This is a genomic window from Blastochloris tepida, assembly GCF_003966715.1.
Lineage (GTDB): Bacteria > Pseudomonadota > Alphaproteobacteria > Rhizobiales > Xanthobacteraceae > Blastochloris > Blastochloris tepida.
Genome location: NZ_AP018907.1, coordinates 349,456 through 371,045, shown reverse-complemented (window position 1 = coordinate 371,045; position 21,590 = coordinate 349,456). Strand labels below are relative to the sequence as shown.

Annotated in this window: 21 protein-coding genes and 1 riboswitch; of the genes, 8 read left to right on the top strand and 13 right to left on the bottom strand. The window is 66.3% G+C overall.

The genetic code is table 11. The features are described 5' to 3' along the window. Positions 1-12: 12 nt before the first annotated feature. On the bottom strand, positions 13-879 hold the full coding sequence (locus BLTE_RS01605) for an isocitrate lyase/PEP mutase family protein (RefSeq protein WP_126396981.1): 867 nt from the start codon (positions 877-879) through the stop codon (positions 13-15). Next, complete coding sequence (locus tag BLTE_RS01600) at positions 876-1,556, bottom strand: GNAT family N-acetyltransferase (protein WP_126396979.1); 681 nt, start codon at positions 1,554-1,556, stop codon at positions 876-878. Before BLTE_RS01600 ends, BLTE_RS01605 begins: the two co-directional genes overlap by 4 nt. A gap of 150 nt (positions 1,557-1,706) precedes the next feature. On the opposite strand from BLTE_RS01600, the gene BLTE_RS01595 reads away from it, so the two are divergent. From BLTE_RS01595 to BLTE_RS01585, 3 genes are all read left to right on the top strand, one after another. Further along, positions 1,707-2,714, top strand: coding sequence for a PfkB family carbohydrate kinase (locus tag BLTE_RS01595; protein WP_126396977.1), 1,008 nt, complete (start codon positions 1,707-1,709; stop codon positions 2,712-2,714). Between the two features lie 215 nt (positions 2,715-2,929). After that, positions 2,930-3,586 (top strand): glucosaminidase domain-containing protein, encoded by a 657-nt coding sequence (locus tag BLTE_RS01590; RefSeq protein WP_174769505.1) that lies wholly within the window; start codon positions 2,930-2,932, stop codon positions 3,584-3,586. A gap of 574 nt (positions 3,587-4,160) precedes the next feature. After that, positions 4,161-4,364 carry a cold-shock protein gene (locus BLTE_RS01585; RefSeq protein WP_055036222.1) on the top strand — a complete coding sequence of 68 codons (204 nt, stop codon included), beginning with the start codon at positions 4,161-4,163 and terminating at the stop codon, positions 4,362-4,364. 273 nt (positions 4,365-4,637) lie between these two features. Here BLTE_RS01585 and BLTE_RS01580 read toward each other — a convergent pair whose 3' ends face one another. Then, the gene (locus BLTE_RS01580) at positions 4,638-4,907 is read right to left on the bottom strand and encodes a SemiSWEET family sugar transporter (protein ID WP_126396973.1); all 270 of its coding nucleotides are present in this window, start codon (positions 4,905-4,907) and stop codon (positions 4,638-4,640) included. A gap of 200 nt (positions 4,908-5,107) precedes the next feature. On the opposite strand from BLTE_RS01580, the gene BLTE_RS01575 reads away from it, so the two are divergent. The 3 genes from BLTE_RS01575 to panD are packed head-to-tail and all read left to right on the top strand — an operon-like array spanning position 5,108 to position 8,075. After that, positions 5,108-6,931 (top strand): aminopeptidase P family protein, encoded by a 1,824-nt coding sequence (locus BLTE_RS01575; RefSeq protein WP_126396971.1) that lies wholly within the window; start codon positions 5,108-5,110, stop codon positions 6,929-6,931. A gap of 15 nt (positions 6,932-6,946) precedes the next feature. Continuing rightward, positions 6,947-7,636, top strand: a complete 690-nt coding sequence (locus BLTE_RS01570) for an SDR family oxidoreductase (RefSeq protein ID WP_126396969.1) — start codon at positions 6,947-6,949, stop codon at positions 7,634-7,636. Between the two features lie 34 nt (positions 7,637-7,670). Then, entirely contained in the window at positions 7,671-8,075 is a 405-nt protein-coding gene (gene panD, locus BLTE_RS01565) for an aspartate 1-decarboxylase (RefSeq protein ID WP_126396967.1), read from the top strand. 203 nt (positions 8,076-8,278) lie between these two features. On the opposite strand, the gene BLTE_RS01560 is transcribed toward panD, so the two are convergent. The 6 genes from BLTE_RS01560 to BLTE_RS01535 all read right to left on the bottom strand — a co-directional run bounded on the left by BLTE_RS01560 (position 8,279) and on the right by BLTE_RS01535 (position 13,173). Beyond that, positions 8,279-8,713 carry a DUF3592 domain-containing protein gene (locus BLTE_RS01560; protein WP_126396965.1) on the bottom strand — a complete coding sequence of 145 codons (435 nt, stop codon included), beginning with the start codon at positions 8,711-8,713 and terminating at the stop codon, positions 8,279-8,281. 24 nt (positions 8,714-8,737) lie between these two features. Next, positions 8,738-9,667 (bottom strand): retron St85 family RNA-directed DNA polymerase, encoded by a 930-nt coding sequence (locus BLTE_RS01555; protein ID WP_126396963.1) that lies wholly within the window; start codon positions 9,665-9,667, stop codon positions 8,738-8,740. Then, positions 9,657-10,571, bottom strand: a complete 915-nt coding sequence (locus tag BLTE_RS01550; RefSeq protein ID WP_126396961.1) for a retron St85 family effector protein — start codon at positions 10,569-10,571, stop codon at positions 9,657-9,659. The genes BLTE_RS01555 and BLTE_RS01550 overlap by 11 nt, the downstream gene beginning before the upstream one ends. 321 nt (positions 10,572-10,892) lie before the next feature. Further along, on the bottom strand, positions 10,893-12,329 hold the full coding sequence (cbpB, locus tag BLTE_RS01545) for a peptide-modifying radical SAM enzyme CbpB (RefSeq protein WP_244600077.1): 1,437 nt from the start codon (positions 12,327-12,329) through the stop codon (positions 10,893-10,895). Next, complete coding sequence (cbpA, locus tag BLTE_RS01540; RefSeq protein WP_126396959.1) at positions 12,326-12,469, bottom strand: modified peptide precursor CbpA; 144 nt, start codon at positions 12,467-12,469, stop codon at positions 12,326-12,328. Before cbpA ends, cbpB begins: the two co-directional genes overlap by 4 nt. An 88-nt stretch (positions 12,470-12,557) precedes the next feature. Continuing rightward, positions 12,558-12,742, bottom strand: a riboswitch (cobalamin riboswitch). A gap of 221 nt (positions 12,743-12,963) precedes the next feature. Beyond that, positions 12,964-13,173 carry a cold-shock protein gene (locus BLTE_RS01535; RefSeq protein WP_126396957.1) on the bottom strand — a complete coding sequence of 70 codons (210 nt, stop codon included), beginning with the start codon at positions 13,171-13,173 and terminating at the stop codon, positions 12,964-12,966. A 350-nt stretch (positions 13,174-13,523) separates the two neighbouring features. Between BLTE_RS01535 and rpsU the strand changes: the two genes are divergently transcribed. After that, positions 13,524-13,838, top strand: a complete 315-nt coding sequence (rpsU, locus tag BLTE_RS01530) for a 30S ribosomal protein S21 (RefSeq protein WP_126401990.1) — start codon at positions 13,524-13,526, stop codon at positions 13,836-13,838. Positions 13,839-14,218: 380 nt separating this feature from the next. Then, positions 14,219-15,124, top strand: coding sequence for a formyltetrahydrofolate deformylase (gene purU, locus BLTE_RS01525; RefSeq protein ID WP_126396955.1), 906 nt, complete (start codon positions 14,219-14,221; stop codon positions 15,122-15,124). Positions 15,125-15,196: 72 nt separating this feature from the next. Here the strand turns inward: purU and ligA are convergent, their stop codons facing one another. The 4 genes from ligA to lpxC all read right to left on the bottom strand — a co-directional run bounded on the left by ligA (position 15,197) and on the right by lpxC (position 21,452). Then, on the bottom strand, positions 15,197-17,320 hold the full coding sequence (gene ligA / locus BLTE_RS01520; RefSeq protein ID WP_126396953.1) for an NAD-dependent DNA ligase LigA: 2,124 nt from the start codon (positions 17,318-17,320) through the stop codon (positions 15,197-15,199). Continuing rightward, positions 17,317-18,987 (bottom strand): DNA repair protein RecN, encoded by a 1,671-nt coding sequence (gene recN, locus BLTE_RS01515; protein ID WP_126396951.1) that lies wholly within the window; start codon positions 18,985-18,987, stop codon positions 17,317-17,319. The genes ligA and recN overlap by 4 nt, the downstream gene beginning before the upstream one ends. Before the next feature lie 272 nt (positions 18,988-19,259). Next, the gene (locus BLTE_RS01510; protein ID WP_126396949.1) at positions 19,260-20,114 is read right to left on the bottom strand and encodes an outer membrane protein assembly factor BamD; all 855 of its coding nucleotides are present in this window, start codon (positions 20,112-20,114) and stop codon (positions 19,260-19,262) included. 384 nt (positions 20,115-20,498) lie between these two features. Next, positions 20,499-21,452, bottom strand: a complete 954-nt coding sequence (gene lpxC, locus BLTE_RS01505; protein ID WP_126396947.1) for a UDP-3-O-acyl-N-acetylglucosamine deacetylase — start codon at positions 21,450-21,452, stop codon at positions 20,499-20,501. Between the last annotated feature and the right edge of the window lie 138 nt (positions 21,453-21,590).

The following is a 21,590-nucleotide window of genomic DNA, read 5'->3' as shown; positions in this document are numbered from 1 at the left end:
GTTTCCGGTCGGTCAGCCCTGCCCGACGGCGTCCGCCCGTTCCCGCTCCAGCAGGTCGCGGAACCGCGTCTGCACGTCGCCATAGGCGACCGCGCCGTGCAGGGCGGTGAAGGTGCCGTGGATGGTGATCTCCTCGGCCGCGCGCATCAGCGCGCCGATGCACACCCGCACCAGGGCCGAGCCCAGCGAGACGCGCTTGACGCCGAGTGCGGCGAGGTCGGCGGCCGACAGCCCGGCCTTGCCCGGCACCAGCACATTGACCGGCTTGGGCGCCACCGCCCGTACGATCGCCTTGATCGACTCGGGATCGCTGACGCCCGGCGCATAAAGACAGTCAGCCCCGGCCTCGGCATAGGCGACGAGCCGCTTCAGCGTGTCGTCGAAATCGGGCCGGCCGTGCAGGAAATTCTCGGCCCGCGCCACCAGCACGAAATCGTGCGGCAGGCTGCGGGCCGCCGCCGCGGCGGTGCGGATGCGGGCGACGGCGGTGTCGAATTCGTAGATCGGCGCCTCGGCATTGCCGGTGGCGTCCTCGATCGAGCCGCCGACCAGCCCGGCCGCTGAGGCGCCGATGATGGTGGTCTCGATGTCGAGATCGCGGTCGCCGAAGCCGTTCTCCAGATCGCCCGACACCGGCAGCGCGGTCGCCCCGGCGATGTCGGCGGCATTGATCAGCAACTCCTCGCGTCGCAAGAGGCCCATCCCGTCCGGCCGCCCGAGGCTGTATGCGAAGCCGGCGCTGGTGGTGGCCAGCGCCGGGAAGCCAAAGGATGTCAGCAGTTTGGCAGTGCCGGCGTCCCACGGATTGGGAATGACGAAGGCGCCCGGCGCCGCGTGCAGGGCCCGGAACCGCGCAGCCTTCTCCGCCTGCCCGCTCATCGGAACTCCTCGAGGCGCCGCCGCTGCCGGCCGTCGGCATCGAAATTCGCCACATCGAGCCACGCGGCGAAGGCGCGTTTCCGCCGCGGCCATTCCTGGTCGAGCATGGCGAACCACGCCGTGTCGCGGTTTTCGCCCTTCACCACCATATGCTGGCGGAACAGCCCTTCATAGCTGAAGCCGAAGCGCAAAGCCGCCTGCTTGGAGGGAAGATTGCGGTCGTTGCACTTCCATTCCAGGCGCCGGTAGCCGAGATCGTCGAACACGTGGCCGGCAATGAGCGCGATCGCCTCGGTCGCCCCGGCGGTGCGCTGAAGCCGCGGTCCGAACAGGATCGAGCCGACCTCGATCACGCCGTTCTTCGCATCGATGCGCATCAGAGCGAGCCGCCCCACCGCCTCGCCGCTGGCCTGGTCGACCACCGCATAGAAGAACGGATCGAGGCTCGCCGCCGCCTGCGCCACCCAACCCACCACCTCGGCCGGATCGGCCGGCGGCGGCTCGAACAGGAAATCGTAGAGCGCGGCCGGGGCCGCCGTGGTCCGGGCGAGATCGGCACCGTGGCGGGCGGGATCGAGCCGCTCCAGCCGCACGAAACGCCCCGCGAGCGGCCGGCCGTCCGGCATGGGCCGCGGCGCCCAGTCCGACAGGTCTCGCGTCCCCGTGCCTTCGACCATCGATTCCCTCCTGCGGCGACCCAGCCCGGGCTTGATAGCGAAGCCCGCCCGCCAAGACGAGCCTATCCGACCCAACGCTCGGCGCCGGCCCCGGCGTGGACACCCGCGCCCCGCCGGGCCATTGTGCGCCGCTCCAGACAGGAGGTGCCCATGTCCCGCGTCGTCGCCATCGGCGAGGTGTCGATCGAACTCTTCCGCGGCGACGACGGGCGCTATGCCCTGTCGTTCGGCGGCGACGTCTTCCGCACCGCCGTGCGCCTCGGCCGCCTCGGCGTGCCCACCGCCTTCGCCACCGCGCTCGGCGACGATCCCTATTCACGCACCATCATCGCCGCGCTCGAAGCCGAGGGACTGGCGACCGACCTGATCGTGCGGATCGCCGGCACCAAGCCGAACCTCACCTTGATCGACACGGCGACCAGCGGCGAGCGCCTTGTCCATGGCTGGCGCGATGGCGCGCCGGCCCGCCAGCTCTTCTCGGTGCAGGGCTGGGGTGCGCTGGCCGAGGCGATGACGCTGGCGCGCCTCGTCTACGTTTCCGGCGTCACCCTGTCGCTCTACGACAATGTCGGCCTCGGCCGGCTGCTCGCCACTCTGGAGGTGGCGCGCGAGCGCGGCGCCACGATCGCTTTCGGCGGCCGGTTCCAGCCGCAGGGCTGGGGCGGGGATGCCGCGCGCGCCCGCGCCGTGCTGGCCGAGGTGTTGTGCCGCACCGACATCGCTCTCGCCAATTTCGCCGACGAGGCGCTGCTCTATGGCGACGTGTCGCCGGCCGCCACGCTCGACCGGCTGGCGGCGGCCGGCGCCGCCGAGGTCGCGGTCAAAGCCGGGACCGAGGGTGTGCTGGTGATGAGCGGCGGCGAGGTGCGCCGCGTCACGGCCGGGCCGGTCGCGGCCGAACAGGTCGAATCCCTGACTGAATCCCAGGGCGAGGCCCAGAAAGAGCCGGCGGCGAAACAGATTGCCGCAGGGGAAGAATTTGACGCCGGCTATCTCGCGGCCCGCCTGACCGGCCAGCCGCCGGAGGAGGCGGCGCGCACCGGGCTGAGTCTTGCGGAGGGCGCAATACGCCCAGCCGGCCCCGACAAAGCCGTCAGCGGACCACGGAACGGCCCAGCTAAGGACCCATTTGGCGGTCAAGTCCCACCCTGTCACTGACGGACACGGGTGTCATCTGTCCCCGGCTACCGCCAAACGGCTTTGTCCCACCAGAGCCGTTAACCACTCGGTAACCTTGACGGACGACAAACTCCCCCGTGCACCGTCCAGGTCCGGGGGGCTGTATGATTCGATTTCACACGATCGCCACCACCCTTGCCGCCGGCGTTATTGGCATACTTGCGTTGGGAGACGTCCCCGCCCTTGCGGCGACGTTGCCGCCCATTAAAGCGGCCAGCGGCAATGAAGTTCCCGCCTGCGTCACTCCGACGCGCCTCACCGCGTTTCTCAAGTCCCGCCACGGCGACATCGATTCCCGGCTGGAAACCATCGCTGCGCACTATGAGCAGCACGGCCGGACGCTCGGCATCCGCTGGGACTACGCCTTCTTCCAGATGATCGTCGAGACCAATTGGCTGCGCTTCCATCAGGCCAGCGGCCGTCCGGGCCTCGTGTCTCCCGACCAGAACAATTTCGCCGGCATCGGCGCCACCGGCCGTGGACATTCGGGCGAGGCGTTCTCCGACGTCTCGACCGGCGTGCTCGCCCATCTGCAGCACATCTCGATGTATGCCGGCGAGGCGGTCGACAATCCGGTGGCCGTCCGCACCCGGCTGGTCCAGGGATGGGGCGAGATACCGGGATGGGCGCACAAGCTGCGCCGGCCGGTCACCTACACCGACCTGACCCGCAAATGGTCGCCCCACGACCGCGACTATTCCGACGATATCGCGGCGGTGGCCGACCAGTTCTTCGGCAATTTCTGCGAAGTGCGCTTCGCCGAGAACGAGCCCGCGCCGAGCCGGCTCTCGGCCGATCCCGCCCCCACCGGCTCGACCCGCACCAGCCTGTTCCGCAAGCTGATGTTCTGAGCCGAGATCCGGCCGATCAGCCGGACGATGTGAGATCGTGACGGCCCGGGGCGCTGCCGCCTCGGGCCGCCGATGGCGCTCCGTACCAACAAAAGTTTCATCCGCGACCACCGCCGTCCCTGCCGAAGCGCCCCCGCCGGCCGCATGATTCCCCTGACCGGGGCGGAATCGCCCGGTGCCTTTGTTGAAGACGCCCCTCCGGAAACCTCGGACTTGCGGAACCGCAGCGTTTCGAGTTCACTTTTATTTTAGTGCCTCAGCCGCTTCACGCTGCAATTTTTGCGTGCGGGCGGCCGCTGGCGGCGAGGCGAGCAACTTGGCGGGCGCGCGAGCATAAATGCGCGTTTACCGGGAACGGTGGGCGCTGTCCGCAGCAGCCGGTGATTTCAACAAGAGCCTTGTTTTCGTCGCGGGAATGAAGCACGATTCCAACGCATGCGGGTTTTGGCCGTTCCGGCCTCGTCTTTCGCCGAACGGCCTTTGACGTCTCTCGGAAACACCAAAATCCCAGGGTGTGGCGTCGAGCGTGCAAACACGCGCGGTGTCGAGACTTCACTTATTTCGGAGACCGACGATGCAAAAGGGCACCGTCAAGTGGTTCAACCCGACCAAGGGGTACGGGTTCATTCAGCCGGCGACCGGCGGCAAGGACGTGTTCGTCCACATCAGCGCAGTCGAGCGTGCCGGCCTGACGACCCTGAACGAGGGTCAGACCGTCACCTTCGATCTGGTGACCAACCGCGGCAAGACCGCGGCCGAAAATCTCCGCGTCGGCTGAGGCGCGCACCCTTGAGCCCCGCTTCGGCGGGGCTTTCTGCATCAGGACCCGCGATTGCACAGCTCTCCAGCGCCAGGCGGCCTGACCGGTCGGCCGCGGGGCGGTGTTCGGTATCGTCTCCGGCCGATAAGGCACCGCCCACCCCGGCATCATCGGGGTTCCGGCTGATCCCTGCGGGATGCCGAAAACGGTCTCGCCGAAAATCCTTGATCCAACCAGGATTTCTCGGCGACAGGAATGCGGCTCGAAGGCCGTGCAGGCCCTAGAGCCGCATCAGCCGTAGCGCAGCTTCATCGCCACGATCACCAAAGTCAGCGCCAGCGTGACCGTATTGGCCGCGATCATCGGCGCATTGCCGATGAGCAGCCCATAGATCAGCCACAGGGCGATCCCCGCCGAAAAGAACCCGTAGCTGGACAGCGAGATGCCTCGCGTCTCGCGGGTGCGGATCAGCCGGACCGCCTGTGGCAGCCAGCACAGCGTGGTGGTGATGGCCGCGGCGAAGCCGATGGCCTCGATTGCGGCGTCCGGGCTCAATTCCATCGCACATCCTGTCTGATCCGCAGGACCGCGTCACGATCCCCTGGTCCAGGCGCCGGCATTTCCTCACCGGCCGGCGAATCCGGGCCAGTGAGGGCGGCGCGCGGCTCCTGATAGCCGATCGGCCTCCGGACGTCGTGGGGACGGCGCCCGCCTTCCGGCCGATTGCGCCACGGTGCCGCTTGCCTCTACGTTGGATCACCATGTTCGAAGCGATCTTCCAGTCTTTCGGCTCGGCGGCCGATCCGTCCGTGGGCGCGGAGCGCGTCGCGCTGCTGCGCGCCGAGTTGGCCCGAAGCGGCCTCGACGGCTTCGTGGTGCCGCGCGCCGACGCCCACCAGAACGAATACGTGCCGACCGGCGAGGAGCGACTGCGCTGGCTCACCGGCTTTGCCGGCTCGGCCGGCACCGCCGTGGTGCTGGCCGACAAGGCGGCGATCTTCGTCGACGGCCGCTACACGCTGCAGGTGACGGCCGAGGCCGACCCGGCGGTGTTCGCCCCGCACAACATCGCCGACCGGACGGCCGAGGCCTGGATCGCCGCCAATCTGGCCGGCGGCCGGCTGGGCTATGACCCCTGGCTGCACACCCGCGATCAGGCCTCGAAACTCGCCGCCGCGGCCAGGGCGGCCGGCGGCTGCCTCGTCGCCGTCGAGTCGAACCCGATCGATCAGGTCTGGACCGACCGGCCGGCGCCGCCCTGCGCGCCGGTGGTGCTCCACCCCATCGCCTTTGCCGGCGAGCCGGCCGCGGCCAAGCTTGCCCGCATCCAGGCGGCGCTGGCCGAGACGAAGGCCGATGCGCTGCTGGTCTCCGATCCGCATGCGCTGGCCTGGACCTTCAACATTCGCGGCGGCGACGTCGCCCACACCCCGCTGCCGCTGGGCTGGGCGCTGATCGCGCGCGAGGGCCGGCCGCTGCTGTTCCTCGATCCGCGCAAGCTCGCCGGCGAGGTGCGCGGCGCGCTGGCCGACGCCGCCATCCTGGCCGAGCCGGCCGAGCTCGAGCCCCAGCTCTCGGCGCTCGCCGCCACCGGCGCCACCATCCATTTCGACCGAGCGAGCGCCCCCGACCGGCTGGTCGGCGTGGTCGAGCGTGCCGGCGGCAGCGCCGGCCTCGGCGACGACCCCATCGCCCGGCTGAAGGCGTGCAAGAACGCCGTCGAGATCGCGGGTGCCCGTGCCGCCCACCGCCGCGACGGCGCAGCCCTCGCCCGCTTCCTCGCCTGGATCGACCGCGAGGCGCCCAAGGGCACCCTCACCGAGATCGCGGTGACCGAGGCGCTGGAGAGCTTCCGGCGCGACACCGGCGTGCTGCGCGACATCTCGTTTCCGACCATCGCCGGGGCCGGCCCCAACGCCGCGCTGCCGCACTACCGCGTCACCACCGCCACCAACCGGCGCATCGAGCCCGGCATCCTGCTGGTCGATTCCGGTGCCCAGTACCAGGACGGCACCACCGACGTCACCCGCACCATCGCCATCGGCACCCCCACCGCCGCCATGAAGCGGCATTTCACGCTGGTGCTGAAGGGGCACATCGCCGTCGCCACCGCCGTCTTTCCGGCCGGCAGCACCGGCGCCCAGCTCGACCCCTTCGCCCGCCGGGCGCTGTGGGCGGCGGGGCTCGATTTCGACCATGGCACCGGCCACGGCGTCGGAAGTTATCTTTCGGTGCACGAAGTGCCAGCGCGCATCTCGCGCATCGGCCACGCCAAGCTCGAACCGGGCATGATCCTGTCCAACGAGCCGGGCTATTACCGGGCCGGCGAATACGGCATCCGCATCGAGAACCTCGAACTGGTACGCGAGGTGCCGGCGCCGGAGGGCGGCGAGCGGCCGCTGCTCGGATTCGAGACGCTGACCCTGGCGCCGATCGACCGCCGACTGATCGATCCGGCGCTGCTGGCGCCGGACGAGATCGCCTGGATCGATGCCTACCACGCCCGCGTCGCCGCCGAGATCGGCCCGCTGGTGGATGCACCGACGGCGGCCTGGCTCGATGCCGCAACCCGTCCCATATGCTGAGCGAAGGAGGCTCCCATGGCCAGTTATCTGATCACCGGCGCCAATCGCGGCATCGGCTACGGCTTCGTCGAACGGCTGGTGCAGCGCGGCGACCGGGTGTTCGCCTGTGCCCGCAATCCCGACGTCGACCATCTCGGCGTGCTCGCCGCCAAGTATCCCGACCAGCTCACCCTCCACCGCCTGGATGTGACGGACCAGACCTCGGTCGATGCCCTGGCCGACGCCATCGCCGGCCAGCCGCTCGACGTGCTGATCAACAATGCCGGCGTGCACGGCCCCCACCGTCAGGGCGCGCTCGACATGGATTTCGACGGGTTCGCGCATACGCTGGCGGTCAACACCCTGTCGCCGCTCCGGGTGTCGCAGGCGCTGATCGAGAACCTCAAGGCCGGCACCAATCCGCGCATCGTCATCGTGTCGAGCATCCTCGGCCAGATGGCGCAGTCGATGGCCGGCGACATCGCCTATTGCGCGTCCAAGGCGGCGGTGAACAAGGTGATGCAGGGCCTCGCGCTGGCGCTGAAGGACGACGGTATCACCGTCGTCTCGGTGCACCCCGGCTGGGTGAAGACCGACATGGGCGGCCCCAAGGCGCCGCTGGCGGTGGGCGAGTCGGTGCGCAACCTCGTCGCCACCATCGACGACCTGACCCTGGAGAAGACCGGCAGCTTTCTCAACTATGACGGCACGCCGTTGGCGTGGTAAGCCGCACGGCAAACAAGGATTGAAGGGCGCCCCCATGCACCTGCGGATGTTCTGGTCGAAGATCCACCGCGCGACCATCACCCATGCCGACCTCCATTACGAGGGAAGCTGCACCATCGACACCGACCTGATGGACGCCGCGCGCATCCTGCCGAACCAGGAACTGCACGTGTGGAACGTCACCCGCGGCACCCGCCTCGTCACCTACGCCATCGAGGGGCCGCGCGGCTCCGGCGTCATCTGCATCAACGGCGCCGCCGCCCACGGCAACCGGCCGGGCGACCTCGTCATCCTCGCCACCTTCGCCGACATGGGCTTCGAGGAGGCCCGCGCCCACACCCCGACCGTGGTGCGGGTGGATGAGCAGAACCGCATCACCGACATCCGCGCCGAAATTCCGGGGCCGGCCGACCCCACTGAAGCGCGGTTGATGAGCTGAGCGCCGCTCGCCAACTCTGAAGCCGCGTTGCGGGGAGACGGCGACGGATCGCAGTGGAAGATGTCGTCGTCCCGGGCAAGCAGCGCAGCTGCGCGACCCGGGACCGCTTTCAGTATCGTGCCCCTCCTGCATCCGATCCCGGCTCTCGCTGCGCTCGGCCGGGATGACGAAGCTCGAAGACGCTTCAAAGCAGCAAAGCCCCCTCACGCCTGACGGCGCGCCCGCTTTTCGGCCCCCTTGCGGCTCCGCCACGGCAGCACGATCAAAAGGCTGCCCACCGCGGCGACGATCAGATTCTCGATGGCATTCTCCCACCGCCAGCCAAGCGTGCTGATGCGCGGAAAACTCGGCAGGTAGCGCACCTTGAGCGGGCGGCCGCCCTCGGAAAGCCGCGGCGCGAACGCGTCGCCCACGCGCTGCGTGACGCCCTCGGCGAGCGTGCCGTCCGGCAGGCGGAACTCATAGGCGATGGCGTAGGTGTAGCGGTTGGGCACCGCCTCGCCCCGCTCGCCGCCCTGACGACGAACATGGGTAACGCGGCCCTCGGCCTCGGCGCCGAACGTCGCCACCAGCGGCATGCCGAGGCCCCAGGCGACCAGCAGGATGCCGAGGGCGGCAAGAGCGAGACGGGTGATCACTCTCAATTCCAGGAACACGCACCGCTATTTAACGAGAGGGCGACCACCCAAAAGCCTCCCGATCGTCTCATCCCCGTATTTTCTCTCCAAGATACCCAGGAACGACGGCTCAACACCGTAAATATACGCAACAAGCCCTCGAATTCTTGCAATTTCATCACCATCAATTATTCCATTCTTGAATTTATATACACCACTTCTAACCTCATCCTTCAAATTTCTTCCAACGGAAACGCTTCCCTGAGGGGTAATTACCATACCCGTCACCACCCTCCTATATTTTTTTGAAAGAAATACCGTCTTCCTACAATTGATTGTAAGATTAGCGTAGGGATACCCAGTCGACACACTTGCAACAAAATCCGCAACGTCACCCAATGAATTAGCTCTTGTCGCAGAGATGAATATATCATCTGCATATCTCGTATAGACCAACCCTCTACTCTGACAAAACTGATAAACAATACCGTCGAACTGAAACATAATTGCATTTGTAAGAAGCGGAGAAGACGGCGCGCCAATTGTTAACCGCCCATGCCGACATACTATATTTCTTATAAATGAAATATCATTATCGTCTAGGGGGTCACCAATTACAGATCTATTTTCTTGCAAAAATCTTTCAATACCATTGTCTCTAAATGATGGAAAATAGTCTTCGAAGTCAATTCTTACAGTAAAATTTGTATTTTTGTGGAATTCTGCATTTCTTAGAATGCTCGAACCTTTATTATACGCAGTCGAAGAAATATGAATGGGAAATTTTCTTATCAAGTTGAGATTCAGCCAGCGCTGGATAGCTTTAATTGCGCGACTTGGCTGCTCGATTTGCCTTTCCCCTCCATTCCTCTTGGGAATATTATAAATTTTATAGCGCTTTGAAGCCGTAATAGCAAACTGCTCCAACTGTCCGCGCGATAGGCGACTCTGCCTTTCAAGGCGCTCAAGAAGCATTTGCAACCCCGTCGATCAACCTATAAAATTCGCCTTCAGTATCGTCGCAAATCGAAGCAATTTCGAGCTTTAAACTACTCTCCTTCTCAACGAACCCTTCCCGAGGAAAAAGAAACCCCTTCCTTCCCTCCACAGCACAATAATGCCCATACGAACCAACACGCCTTATAAAACCAGAACCAACCAATATCGACATCAACTGCTTTACATTCTCAGTCGAGATTCTAGCAGAAAATACACCCTTCAGAACGAAGACAATGTCATCGAATGTCGCAACCGAAAGTATTTCACAGCATTTGTGTATAATACACATTCTCTCAAAATTAGAAATGTCGTTATAAGTAGAAAATAATATCTTTCTTCTGTTTAGCGAAAATTTATTACGCTTAATTCTAGATATTACGCAAGAAAAATCTGGATTATCATAACAAATTTGAATGTTTCCCGCATACATCGAGATTTTATCGATCTTTCTGGCTGGCCCCATTGAGATAAAGCTATCGCTTCCTTGAAATTTTGAGTCCAGAACAAGTATTGTTTTCTTCGCGATCTGCTTTACGCCAGCAAAATAGCCAACTTCTGCGTAAGACCCCGCAGCCTCTGGAAATAAAACTATCGCATGAGATAAATCCGCGATCATTTTTTCAAAATCTGCTAAGTTCAAAAAATTATACATTGACCCAGAAAAATAATCATGCATCGCAAATTCGGGAAAAAATATTATAATATCATTGTGGTTGTTATTGCAATAATCGCGGAACTTAGTGCGCATATGGTGAGAGCCATTCCCACCGCAAACAAATACAATATTTCCGCCCCCAAGAACACTGTATGAATCTCTTAAGAAACGGACCACCCGCTGCCTGAGCGCTTGGTTCCTAGTCTCACGCAGCGGGTGGTCCACACTTTGCCTCTTACTCAAAGCGGCCGACTTCGGGTCCCGGAGCGGCGCCGAGTGTGAGCCGGCGCCGCTCCGGGACCCGAAGTCGGCGCCCAAACTCACTCAATCTGATTCAGCCTGGTTTACACCCGGCATAGAGTGTTGCCCCAAAGGGCTCGCACCCAGCTAAGAGGCGAGTCGAATTCTGCTTCGAAGCGCGGAATCGAACAAGTCCCCGAACGGAACCTCAACAGAAATAGCTTCCCTAATTGCCTAAGCGCAACGTGAAGGTCTCCAGGCATTTGGCCACCGATTAGAACCTTGATTCGATAAGTTGAGCGTACCTCACCACCCCAACGCGCGGGCGTCGAACACCGTCTCGGTGCCGGCGTCCCAGCCGTCCCACAGGAAGTCGTCGTGCCGGCCCTCGGCGATCAGCCGGAAGGCGGTGCGCGTCTGCTCCTCATAGAACTCGCAATAGGCGCCGGTCTTCTCCATGCCGCCATTCATCTCGTGCGCCTCGGCCGGGCACGGCGAGCCGCAGAAGTGACGGATGGCGCAGGTGCGGCACGGCGCGATGTCCTCGACCCTGCGGCCGGAGACCTTTGTGAACGCCGGGCGCGCCAGCACCTCATCGATGTCGTCGGCGAACAGATTGCCGCCCTTGAAGGCGGGCAGGCCGATGAACTCGCTGCACGGGAAGAGGTCGCCGTTCGGCGCCAGCGCGAAGAACGCCCGCCCGCCGCCGCACGGCGAGATATCGCACATCAGCCGCCGCGCCGTCGGCGCCAGGATGCCGATCAGGATGTTGGCGAAGTTTGCCACCACCAGCTTGCGCCCCGTTTCGCGGTAGAGCGCGTGGCTCCGCTCCAGCGCCGCGATGAACGCATGCGCCAGCGGCGCGTCGTCGGCGCGCACGGTGCGCGCGCCCGGCAGCGTGCAGCGGATGACGTTGAGCATGCAGGCCGGCACCTCGCGGGCGTGCAGGAACTCGACCATCGGCACGAGCTGGTCGAGGTTCTCGGTCGACATGGTGCAGATGACGTTGAAGGCCGGATAGCCCTTCAGCCGCGCGATCGCCTCCACCACCTTGGCGTAGACCCCGGCGCCGTTCCAGTTGGCGCGGGTGCGGTCGGCGATCTCGGGCACCGGCGCATCCAGCGACAGGCCGATGCCGACGCCGCGGCTGGTGAGGAAATCCACCGCCTTGTCGTCGAGCAGCGTGGCGTTGGTCTGCACGCCGAAGCGGAAGCGGTCCCGGAAGGCATCGATGCCGGCAAAGATCGCGTCCTTGGCGATCATCGGCTCGGCGCCGTGGAAGATGATCTGCGGCTTGCGCCCCTCCGGCATGTGGCGGCGGAAATAGGCATCCAGTCGCGCCAGCGCATCGAGCAGCGTCGATGCGTCCATGTCGGTGCCGTCGCGGCGCATCTCGGCGGGGATGTAGCAATAGGTGCAGTTGAGATTGCAGCGCTCGGTGGCATTGACATAGACCGCCGACGGCTTCAGCCCGAACCGCAACGCCGCCATCTCGCGCGCGAAGGCATCCGCCTGCTCGCGATAGCCGTCGATGAGCGCGCCGCCGGCCAGCGTCTCTGCCAGCCGGTCCTTGGCGATCAGCGCCCAGAACGCGGTGTCGGGCGCGATCAACGCGATGTGGGTGGGATGGCCGATGTCGTAGGGCTGGAACGCCGGGCCATTGCCGCTGTTGACGAAGCGGCCCCGCGAGGGGGCCGCTCCAGGCGCCGCAAGACGCCCTGTTGCCATCAACGGCGCGTTCATTTCGCCGCCTCTTTGTCCATCAGCACGAAGTGCGACAGGCCGGTGCCCTCGGCATCGCAGCTCTTGCGGATGGCAATGACGGCCGGGCGCGGCGCGGGCGCCTCGGCGGCGGGGCGGATGGGGGTGGTGGTCTGGTCCATTCCTCGGGCTCCTGATGACGGACCGGGCGTCCGACAGCACCGCACGCAAGCGCACGGTTCTGCCGAAACCCTTTGCCATCGGATTTCGCCCGGTCAGATTGTTCCAGCAGGTCTTCTGGCTCTCGGATCAACCGCCGCCCTCAAGCCTTCCCAACGGGGTGGTCCCCATCAGTGGCCTGGCTCTCGCCCTCGAAGGCGGCGTCCCCGATTACAGCGGCGGGTCCGCCACGGAGTTTCACCGTGTTCCGGGATACTGGAACGATGGCGGCAGCTAACCCGGCCCCAACTGCGCCGTCAATCGGGGCCTTCACACGCGAAACGGCCGCGCCCGGGTGCCGGACGCGGCCGTTCGAATGGGAACACCGGTCGTCTGCTGCGGTTTCCGGCCTCAGGGCCGTAGAACCGCAGTCCGACCGCCGAAAAATCCCATTCTGATCAAGGATCTTTCGGCGAGCTTGTGTCCGGGAGCCCTGGGGGCTCTCCCGGACACCGCATTACGCCGGCTGGATGTTGTTGACCGCGACCTTGCCGCTGCGGCGGTCCTCGGCGGTGTCGAAGGCGACCTTCTGGCCCTCGGCGAGGCCGCGCATGCCGGCGCGCTCCAGCGCGGTGGCGTGGACGAACACGTCCTTGCCGCCATTGTCCGGCCGGATGAAGCCATAGCCCTTTTGATCGTTATAGAATTTCACGGTGCCCGTGATCATGGATTCCTCCCCCGGCTGCTGGAAGCACATCGATGCGGGATGCGACGCCTCCCGCGGTCTGGTTCGTCGATGTTTGGAAAGACTTGAGAACCCGCGCCCGGCAGTCGCAAGGGCGTAACGGCCCGATCGTCCGGCCAACGTCGATGCGGTCATATAGGCGCCTCCCGCGCCCGCCACAAGCGCCGGATGCCGCCATCGGCCGCATTTCCCCGCCCCACGACGAATTCTCGTCCCACGACGAATTGTTGCGGCGCGGGCCGTCTGGCGTGCTAAGAGGGCGCTTCATCCTGTGCGGCCGGTGCATGCCGGGCCGTCACCTCACCCACTCCAACCAAGATTGGATCATCGTCTTGCAGGTTCTCGTACGTGACAACAATGTTGACCAGGCGCTGAAGGTTCTCAAGAAAAAGATGCAGCGCGAAGGCATCTTCCGCGAAATGAAGCAGCGGCGGTCCTACGAGAAGCCATCGGAGCGCAAGACCCGCGAGAAGGCCGAGGCCGTCCGCCGCATGCGCAAGGCCGCCCGCAAGCAGGCCCAGCGCGAGGGTCTCCTGCCGGCGCCGAAGAAGCCGCTGCGCGATGCCCGCGGCCGTCCCGGCTTCGGACCGCGTCCGTCCGGCTTCGGACCGCGCCCGGCTGCGCCGGCCACGGCGGCCGGCGTTTGAGCCGGCCTGCGGCGCGGGCAGCGCGCCCGATTGTCGCAGCGCGCCCTCTGAATTCAGACTAATTCAATATAATACCTCCGCAGGGGCGGAATATAGGTATCTTGAAACCTATATTCCGCCCCTACGCGCAAACACCCGATGTCAGCGCCCGCAGACAATGCTAACTGCGTGCGCCGTGGGCATCGCAGTGCCGAGAATCGCAGTGCCGAGACTTGCGCCACGGGGATTTGTGTCCGGGGTTTGCGCTCTCGCGTTCTCTGCTGCCCACCGACAAGACGCTCGACATCACCTGTTCGACGCGGCGAAGCCCACACTCCCGAGGGTTCCGTTGCATCGATCCCGCCCCCGCTCTGGCGGCTTCGAGTTCCGGACACGCGACCATGCAGCTTCAGCTTCCGCAGAACCAGATCGTGCAGGCCACCGGCTCCGGGCCTGCCCAGACCCAGTACACGCTGACGATCTCCTGTCCCGACCGCATCGGCGTGGTGGCGGAGGTCTCAGGCTTCCTCGCCCATCACGAGTGCTTCATCACCTCGTCCCAGCATTTCGGCGACACCGAGACCGGCCAGTTCTTCATGCGCACGGCCTTCCTGCTGCCGCCGGGCATGTCGTTTGCGGACCTGACGCCGAAATTCACGCCGATCGGCAACAAGTTCCAGATGCGGTGGTGGTTCCACGACGAGGCGCGCCGGGATCGCGTGCTGCTCATGGTCTCGAAGCAGGGCCACTGCCTCAACAACATGCTCTATCTCTATCTGAGCGGCAGCCTGGGCATCGAGATTCCGGCCATCGTCTCCAACCACCGCGACCTGGAGCAGATGAGCGGCTGGCACCGCATCCCGTTCTATCACCTGCCGGTCACCAACGAGACGCGCGCCCTGCAGGAAGAGAAGATCATCAAGCTGGTCGATGACCTGAAGATCGACCTCGTGGTGCTCGCCCGATACATGCAGATCCTGTCGCCCCGGCTGTGCGAGGCGCTGGCGTGGCGGGCGATCAACATCCACCACTCGTTCCTGCCGAGCTTCAAGGGCGCCATGCCCTACCATCAGGCCCACGCCCGCGGCGTGAAGCTGATCGGCGCCACCGCCCACTACGTCACCAAGGATCTCGATGAGGGTCCGATCATCGAGCAGGACGTCGAGCGCGTCGACCACACGCTGACGGTGGACGAACTGATCACCATCGGCCGCGACATCGAAACGCGCGTGCTGTCGCGCGCGGTGCGCTGGCATACCCAGCACCGCGTGCTGCCCAACGGCACCAAGACGGTCGTGTTCCGCTGATCTGCCGCAGACCTGATCCGGTTTCCGGCTGAGCCGCTCCGAAGCGATCACCCGGAACCCGTATCAGGCGCGCTACCGCTCCCCGCCGATCAGCTTGAACCACTCGTCCTCGCTCAGCACGCTGACGCCGAGGCTGCGCGCCTTCTCTAGCTTGGATCCGGCGCCGGGGCCGGCGACGACATAGTGGGTCTTCGACGACACCGAGCCCGCCACCTTGGCGCCCAGCCGCTCGGCCGTCGCCTTGGCCTCGTCGCGCGTCATTTTCTCCAGCGTGCCGGTGAACACCACCGTCTTGCCGGCGACCGGGCTCTCGATGCGCGGCGCCTCGGCATCGACGATGGTGACCTCGGCCACCAGCCGATCGACCAGCGCGCGATTGTGCGCCTCGCCGAAATAGGTGGCGACCGCGTCCACCACCGCCTCGCCGATCTGGTCGATGGCATCCATCTCGGCGCGCGCGGCCTCGTCACCGGCGGCAATGCGGCGCGCCGCCGCCTCGAAGTCCGCCCACGAGCCATAGGCACGGGCAAGCTGGCGGGCCGTGGTCTCGCCGACATGGCGGATGCCGAGCGCATAGAGGAAGCGGTCGAGCGCGATGGTGCGCCGCGCCTCGATGGCATTGAACAGGTTCCGCGCCGAGACGACGCCGAAGCCTTCCTTGTCCTTGAGCTTCTTGAAATTCTCGGCGTCGCGCCGCGCCAGCGTGAAGATGTCGGCCGGCTCCTTCACCGGCAGATCCGCATCCTCGAAGAAGAAGGCGACCTGCTTCTCGCCCAGCCCCTCGATGTCGAAGGCCCGGCGCGACACGAAGTGCCGCAGATGCTCGACGCGCTGATACGGGCAGGCGAACTCGCCGGAGCAGCGCCGCACCGCGCTCTTCTCGCCGGAGGCCAGCTCCTCGCGCACGAGCGGCGTCTTCAGCTCGCACTGGCAGACCTCGGGGAACTGGTATGGCTCCGCCCCCCGCGGCGCATCCTCGATCACCCGCAGCACCTGCGGGATCACGTCGCCGGCGCGCTGGATCTCCACCGTGTCGCCGATGCGGACGCCGAGCCGGGCGATCTCGTCGGCATTGTGCAGCGTGGCGTTCTGCACCACCACGCCGCCGACCGTCACCGGCTCCAGCTTCGCCACCGGGGTATGCGCGCCGGTGCGGCCGACCTGAATCTCGATGTCGCGCACCACCGTCTTCGCCTTCTCGGCCGAGAATTTGTGGGCGATGGCCCAGCGCGGCGAGCGCGACACGAAGCCCAGCCGCTCCTGCAAATCGAGCCGGTCGAGCTTGTAGACCACGCCGTCGATGTCATAGCCGAGCGAGGCGCGCCGGCTTTCGATCAGCCGGTAGTGCGCCAGCAGCTCCTCGGTCGAGTGGCACAGGACGGTGAGATCGTTGGTGACGAAGCCAATGCGCTTCAGCGCCGCCACCATGCCGAACTGGGTGTCGGCCGGCAAATCGCCCGCCACCTCGCCCCAGCCATAGGCGAAGAATTTCAGCGGCCTTGACGCCGTCACCGCCGGGTCAAGCTGACGCAGCGAGCCGGCCGCGGCGTTGCGGGGATTGGCGAAGGCGGGCTTTCCCTCCGCCGCCTGCCGGGCGTTGATGGCGGCGAAATCGGCGTGTGACAGGTACACCTCGCCGCGCACCTCGAACACCTCCGGCACGTCGCCGGAAAGCCGCTCCGGCACGTCGGAGATGGTGCGGACATTGGCGGTGACGTCCTCGCCCTCGAAGCCGTCGCCGCGGGTCGCCGCCACCTCCAGCCGGCCGCCGACATAGCGCAGCGAGCACGACAGACCGTCGATCTTGGGCTCGGCGGTGATCGCCAGCGCCGCGTCGTCGGCGAGGCCGAGGAAGCGCCGCATGCGGGCGACGAACTCCACCGCTTCGCCTTCGCTCATCGCATTCTGCAGCGACAGCATCGGCACCGCGTGCCGCACCTTGGCGAACTTGGCGGCCGGCGCCGCGCCGACCTTTCGCGAGGGGCTGTCGTCGCGAACGAGCTCAGGGAAGCGCGCCTCGATCGCCTCGTTGCGGGCGCGCAGCGCGTCATAGTCGGCGTCGGAGACGGTCGGCGCGTCCTCCTGATAGTAGAGGCGGTCGTGCTCGGCGATCTCGCGGGCAAGCCGCTTCAGCTCGGCCGCCGCCTCGTCGGGCGACAGCAGCTCGACCGGCAAAGTGGCAGCGCTGGTTTTCATTGTCCGCTCTTGATCAGCTTGGCGGCGGCGGCGCGCGCCTCCTTGGTAATCTCGGCGCCCGACAGCATGCGGGCGATCTCCTCGCGCCGCAGATCCTTCTCAAGGCGCGCGACGCGGGTGGCGACGCGACCGCCCTCCTCCACGCTCTCCTTCTGGATCAGGTAGTGGCGCGCGGCGCGGGCGGCGACCTGCGGCGCGTGGGTGACCGCGACCACCTGCACCCGCTCGGCGAGGCGGGCGAGCCGCACGCCGATGGCGTCCGCCACCGCGCCACCGACGCCCGAATCGATCTCGTCGAAGATCAGCGTCGGCGCCGAGCCGCGGTCGGCCAGCGCCACCTTGAGCGCCAGCATGAAGCGCGACAGTTCGCCGCCCGAGGCGATCCTGGCGATCGGCCCGGGCCTTGTGCCGGGATTGGTCTGCACGAAGAAGCCGACCTGGTCATAGCCTTCCGGCCCGCCGGCCGCGGCATCGGTGACGATCTCGGTGAAGAAGCGCGCCCGCTCCAGCTTCAGCGCCGGCAACTCGGCATTCACCGCGGCGTCGAGCTCGGCCGCGACCGCCCGGCGGCGCTTCGAGAGGTCGGCCGCTGCCGCCCGGTAGGCGGTCTCGGCGGCGCGCGCCGCCGCATCCAGCGCCTTGAGATGCGCCGCCGAGCGGTCGAGCGCGGCGAGGTCGGCGGCGAACGCCTCGGCCCGCGCCGCCAGCGCATCGACCGCCACGCCGTATTTTCGCGCCGCGGCCCGGAGGGCGAACAGCCGCTCCTCGATGCGCTCCAATTCGCGCGGATCGAACGCCGCCACCCGCAGCGCGTGCTCCAGATGGCCCCGCGCCTCGTCGAGGGCGTTCAGCGCCTGATCGAGGGCGGCGATCGCCGGCTCGACCAGATCGCGCGCCTCGGCGCCGCGCCGCTCCAGCCGCCGCACCGCCGAGGCAAGCTGCGGCACCGGCGAGCCCTGGCCCGCCACCGCGCTGTGCGCATCCTCGAGGTCCTGCGCCACCTTCTCGGCACGCATCATCGCCGCTCGGCGCTCGGCCAGCGCGCTCTCCTCGCCGGGCTCGGGCTTGAGCTTGGTCAGTTCCTCCACCGCGTGACGGATGAAATCGGCCTCGGCCTCGGCCTTCTCCAGCCGGGCGCGCTCGGCCGCCGCCGTCCTGTCCGCCGCCCGCCACGCCGCGAACAGGCGGGCAACCTCGGAGGCGGGCTCGGTCAGGCCGCCATAGGCATCGAGCAGCGCGCGGTGGCTGGTGGGATCGACCAGCGCGCGGTCGTCGTGCTGGCCGTGGATCTCGACGAGGCTCAAGGCCAGCGTGCGCAGAAGCTGGACGGAGACCGCCTGATCATTGACGAAGGCGCGGGTGCGGCCGTCGGCATACTGCACCCGGCGCAGGATGAGGTCGCCCTCGGCATCGATGCCGCCCTCGGCGACGACGGCGCGGGCGGGATGGGCCGCCGCAAGGTCGAACACCGCGGTGACCTGCCCCTGCTCGGCGCCGTGGCGGACGAGGCCGGCATCGCCGCGCGCGCCAAGCGCCAGCGCGAACGCATCGAGCAGGATCGACTTGCCGGCGCCGGTCTCGCCGGTCAGCACCGACAGCCCGCCGTCGAAGGCGAGGTCGAGCTTGTCGATCAGGACGATATCGCGAATCGCGAGCTGGGCGAGCATGGCGAATGGCAGAACGGCACGAACCGATGGCTTGCGGCAAGGCCCGCAGGGTCGCGGACCCTGCCCGCGGTGCGGCGGCCGGCGTGTTCTAATACGGTTTCCGGCTGATCAAGCCGGAGAACCGTATTCCGATCGCCGAAAATCCCGTTATCAAACAAAGGGTTTTCGGCGAGACCGTTTCCGGTATCCCGAAGGGATCAACCGGAAACCGTATAACACAGATCGGGGGCGCTCATCCCGAGCCGTGCGCGCTCATCCCGAGCGGCGCAGGCTTACCCCAGGCCGAGCTTCTTGAAGGCGCGGCTGATCCAGGACGACTTGTCCTCGCGCGGCTCCAGCCCGCCGCTCTGCAGCAGCTTGTAGGCATCCTTGTACCAGGGGCTGTCCGGGAAATTGTGGCCGAGCACGGCCGCCGCGGTCTGCGCCTCCTGGGTGATGCCCATGGCCATGTAGCACTCGACGAGGCGCATCAGCGCCTCCTCGACCTGCCGCGTCGTCTGGTACTGAACCACCACCGTCTTGAAGCGGTTGATGGCGCCGATGTAGTTGCGCTTCTCCTGATAGTAGCGGCCGATCGTCATCTCCTTGCCGGCGAGCTGGTCGCGGGCAATGGTGATCTTGCGCCGCGCGCTCTCGGCGTATTCGCTGTCCGGGTACTTGCGCACCACTTCGTCGAGCGCCTGGATCGCCCGTTCGGTGCGCCCCTGATCGCGGGTGATGTCGGCGATCTGGTCGAAATAGGAGGCGCCGACGAGATAGAGCGCATAGGCCGCGTCGGGGCTGCCGGGATGCAGCGTCACATAGCGCCGGGCGGCGGCGATGCACTCCTCGTACTCGCCGGCCTCGTACTTGACATAGGCCGTCATCAGCAGCGACTTGCGCGCCCACTCCGAATAGGGGTGCTGACGGTCGAGCTCCTCGAACTTCTTGGCGGCGTCCTTGTATTCCTTCTTGGCGACCAGCGTCAGCCCTTCATTGTAGAGCTTGTCCGCCGGCTCGTCGGGCGCAAGCTGCTCGGGCTTCTTCTCGAACATGGCGCAGGCGGACAGCGAGACCGCGAGCAGGCCGATGGCGAGCCCGCGAATGACCGCCCGCAGGCGTGAGGGAGGCGGAAGGAAACGACGCATCACCTTCGATTGGTCCTGCAGTTGGTCCAGCGATCGGTTTTTAGGCCAGAGAGCCCCGGGCCGGAAGACAACAACGTCCCGACCGGGCTTCTGTCGCGATGACGGCTTGCGGCCGAGTGGCCTGCGACTTCCTTGTCGACCCGCCGGGCCGCGTACGCCCCGGCAAACGGAGACGAGCGGGCACGCGCGGCAAGGCGCTCATCCAGCCAAGGCGCTAACGTCACAACGGGACGGGATTGTGGCGGAATTGCCCACGAGCTTGCCCTGTAGGCAGGGAAAGATCCGGCCTCGGCACGGCAACCTTGGCACGGCCGCCGGCACGCGCTGCGCCCTCCCCGCTCGACCCGCGAGGATGAGCGCCGGGATGGAGGCGAGAAACCGCAATCAGCTGTGGTCGGCGCGGAACGCCGGCATCGCGAGCTGGGCGCCGCGTCCGGCATAGGACGGGCGGGCAGCGGCCGGACGCTCGGCGGCGGCATCGGTCCAGCACCACGCGGTGGCATCGGCGAGCAGCGCCCGCACCACCGCATAGTTCAGCCGGTGGCCACCGCAATAGGAGCGGTAGAGGCCGATCAGAGGGGCGCCGGCCAGCGCGAGATCGCCGATCGCGTCCAGCGTCTTGTGGCGGACGAACTCGTCGGCGTAGCGCAGTCCTTCGGGATTGAGCACCCGGTCCTCGGCCACCACCAGCGTGTTGTCGAGCGAGGCGCCGAGCGCATAGCCCGCGCTCCACAGCCGCGACACGTCGGACAGGAAGCCAAACGTGCGGGCGCGGGCGAGGTCGCGGCGGAAGGTGACAGGGTCGATGTCGGCGGCATAGGCCTGCCGGCCGATCGTCGAATTGTCGAAATCGATCTCGACCTCGACCCGCAGGCCGCCGTCGCGCGGGCGAAGCTCGCCCCAGCCGCGCCCCATGGCGACCTTGACCGGCTTGAGAATGCGGATGCAGCGGCGCGGCGCAGTCAGGGTGCGCAGGCCCGCGGACTCGATGGCAGCCACGAAGGCTGCGGCCGAGCCGTCCATGATCGGCACTTCGGGACCGTCGATCTCGCAGATCGCATTGTCCACGCCGAGCCCGGAGAGCGCCGACAGCAGGTGCTCGACGGTGGCGACGACGGCGCCGGAGGCGTCGCCCAGGACGGTGGCCAGCTCCGTGGTGCTGACCGCGTCCGGCCCGACCTTCACCGAGCGCTCGCCCTCCTCGCCGATGCGCAGGAAGACGATTCCGGTGTCGGCCTTGGCTGGTAGAAGAGACAGGGTGGCAAGAGCACCGGAATGAACTCCGAGGCCCGTTAGAACGATTCGATCTCGTACCGTCGTCTGCCGGCCTGCTTTCATGAATACACAGGTGGAAAGTTCATCCGAACTACGGACGGCTTTCCGAGCCTCCTCTAGCTTGGCCGTATTTGCGTCGCGCGGGCGTCCGACAGATGTCGATTCATTTGCGCGAATCGGACCGTTTGGTGACCGGCACCT

What these genes read in the sequence shown, in the direction of transcription:
- BLTE_RS01605 (WP_126396981.1), bottom strand. Translation starts at nt 879, where the DNA reads ATGAGCGGGCAGGCGGAGAAGGCTGCGCGGTTCCGGGCCCTGCACGCG.
- BLTE_RS01600 (WP_126396979.1), bottom strand. Translation starts at nt 1,556, where the DNA reads ATGGTCGAAGGCACGGGGACGCGAGACCTGTCGGACTGGGCGCCGCGG.
- BLTE_RS01595 (WP_126396977.1), top strand. Translation starts at nt 1,707, where the DNA reads ATGTCCCGCGTCGTCGCCATCGGCGAGGTGTCGATCGAACTCTTCCGC.
- BLTE_RS01585 (WP_055036222.1), top strand. Translation starts at nt 4,161, where the DNA reads ATGCAAAAGGGCACCGTCAAGTGGTTCAACCCGACCAAGGGGTACGGG.
- BLTE_RS01580 (WP_126396973.1), bottom strand. Translation starts at nt 4,907, where the DNA reads ATGGAATTGAGCCCGGACGCCGCAATCGAGGCCATCGGCTTCGCCGCG.
- BLTE_RS01575 (WP_126396971.1), top strand. Translation starts at nt 5,108, where the DNA reads ATGTTCGAAGCGATCTTCCAGTCTTTCGGCTCGGCGGCCGATCCGTCC.
- BLTE_RS01570 (WP_126396969.1), top strand. Translation starts at nt 6,947, where the DNA reads ATGGCCAGTTATCTGATCACCGGCGCCAATCGCGGCATCGGCTACGGC.
- panD (WP_126396967.1), top strand. Translation starts at nt 7,671, where the DNA reads ATGCACCTGCGGATGTTCTGGTCGAAGATCCACCGCGCGACCATCACC.
- BLTE_RS01555 (WP_126396963.1), bottom strand. Translation starts at nt 9,667, where the DNA reads ATGCTTCTTGAGCGCCTTGAAAGGCAGAGTCGCCTATCGCGCGGACAG.
- cbpB (WP_244600077.1), bottom strand. Translation starts at nt 12,329, where the DNA reads ATGAACGCGCCGTTGATGGCAACAGGGCGTCTTGCGGCGCCTGGAGCG.
- cbpA (WP_126396959.1), bottom strand. Translation starts at nt 12,469, where the DNA reads ATGGACCAGACCACCACCCCCATCCGCCCCGCCGCCGAGGCGCCCGCG.
- BLTE_RS01535 (WP_126396957.1), bottom strand. Translation starts at nt 13,173, where the DNA reads ATGATCACGGGCACCGTGAAATTCTATAACGATCAAAAGGGCTATGGC.
- purU (WP_126396955.1), top strand. Translation starts at nt 14,219, where the DNA reads ATGCAGCTTCAGCTTCCGCAGAACCAGATCGTGCAGGCCACCGGCTCC.
- ligA (WP_126396953.1), bottom strand. Translation starts at nt 17,320, where the DNA reads ATGAAAACCAGCGCTGCCACTTTGCCGGTCGAGCTGCTGTCGCCCGAC.
- recN (WP_126396951.1), bottom strand. Translation starts at nt 18,987, where the DNA reads ATGCTCGCCCAGCTCGCGATTCGCGATATCGTCCTGATCGACAAGCTC.
- BLTE_RS01510 (WP_126396949.1), bottom strand. Translation starts at nt 20,114, where the DNA reads ATGCGTCGTTTCCTTCCGCCTCCCTCACGCCTGCGGGCGGTCATTCGC.
- lpxC (WP_126396947.1), bottom strand. Translation starts at nt 21,452, where the DNA reads ATGAAAGCAGGCCGGCAGACGACGGTACGAGATCGAATCGTTCTAACG.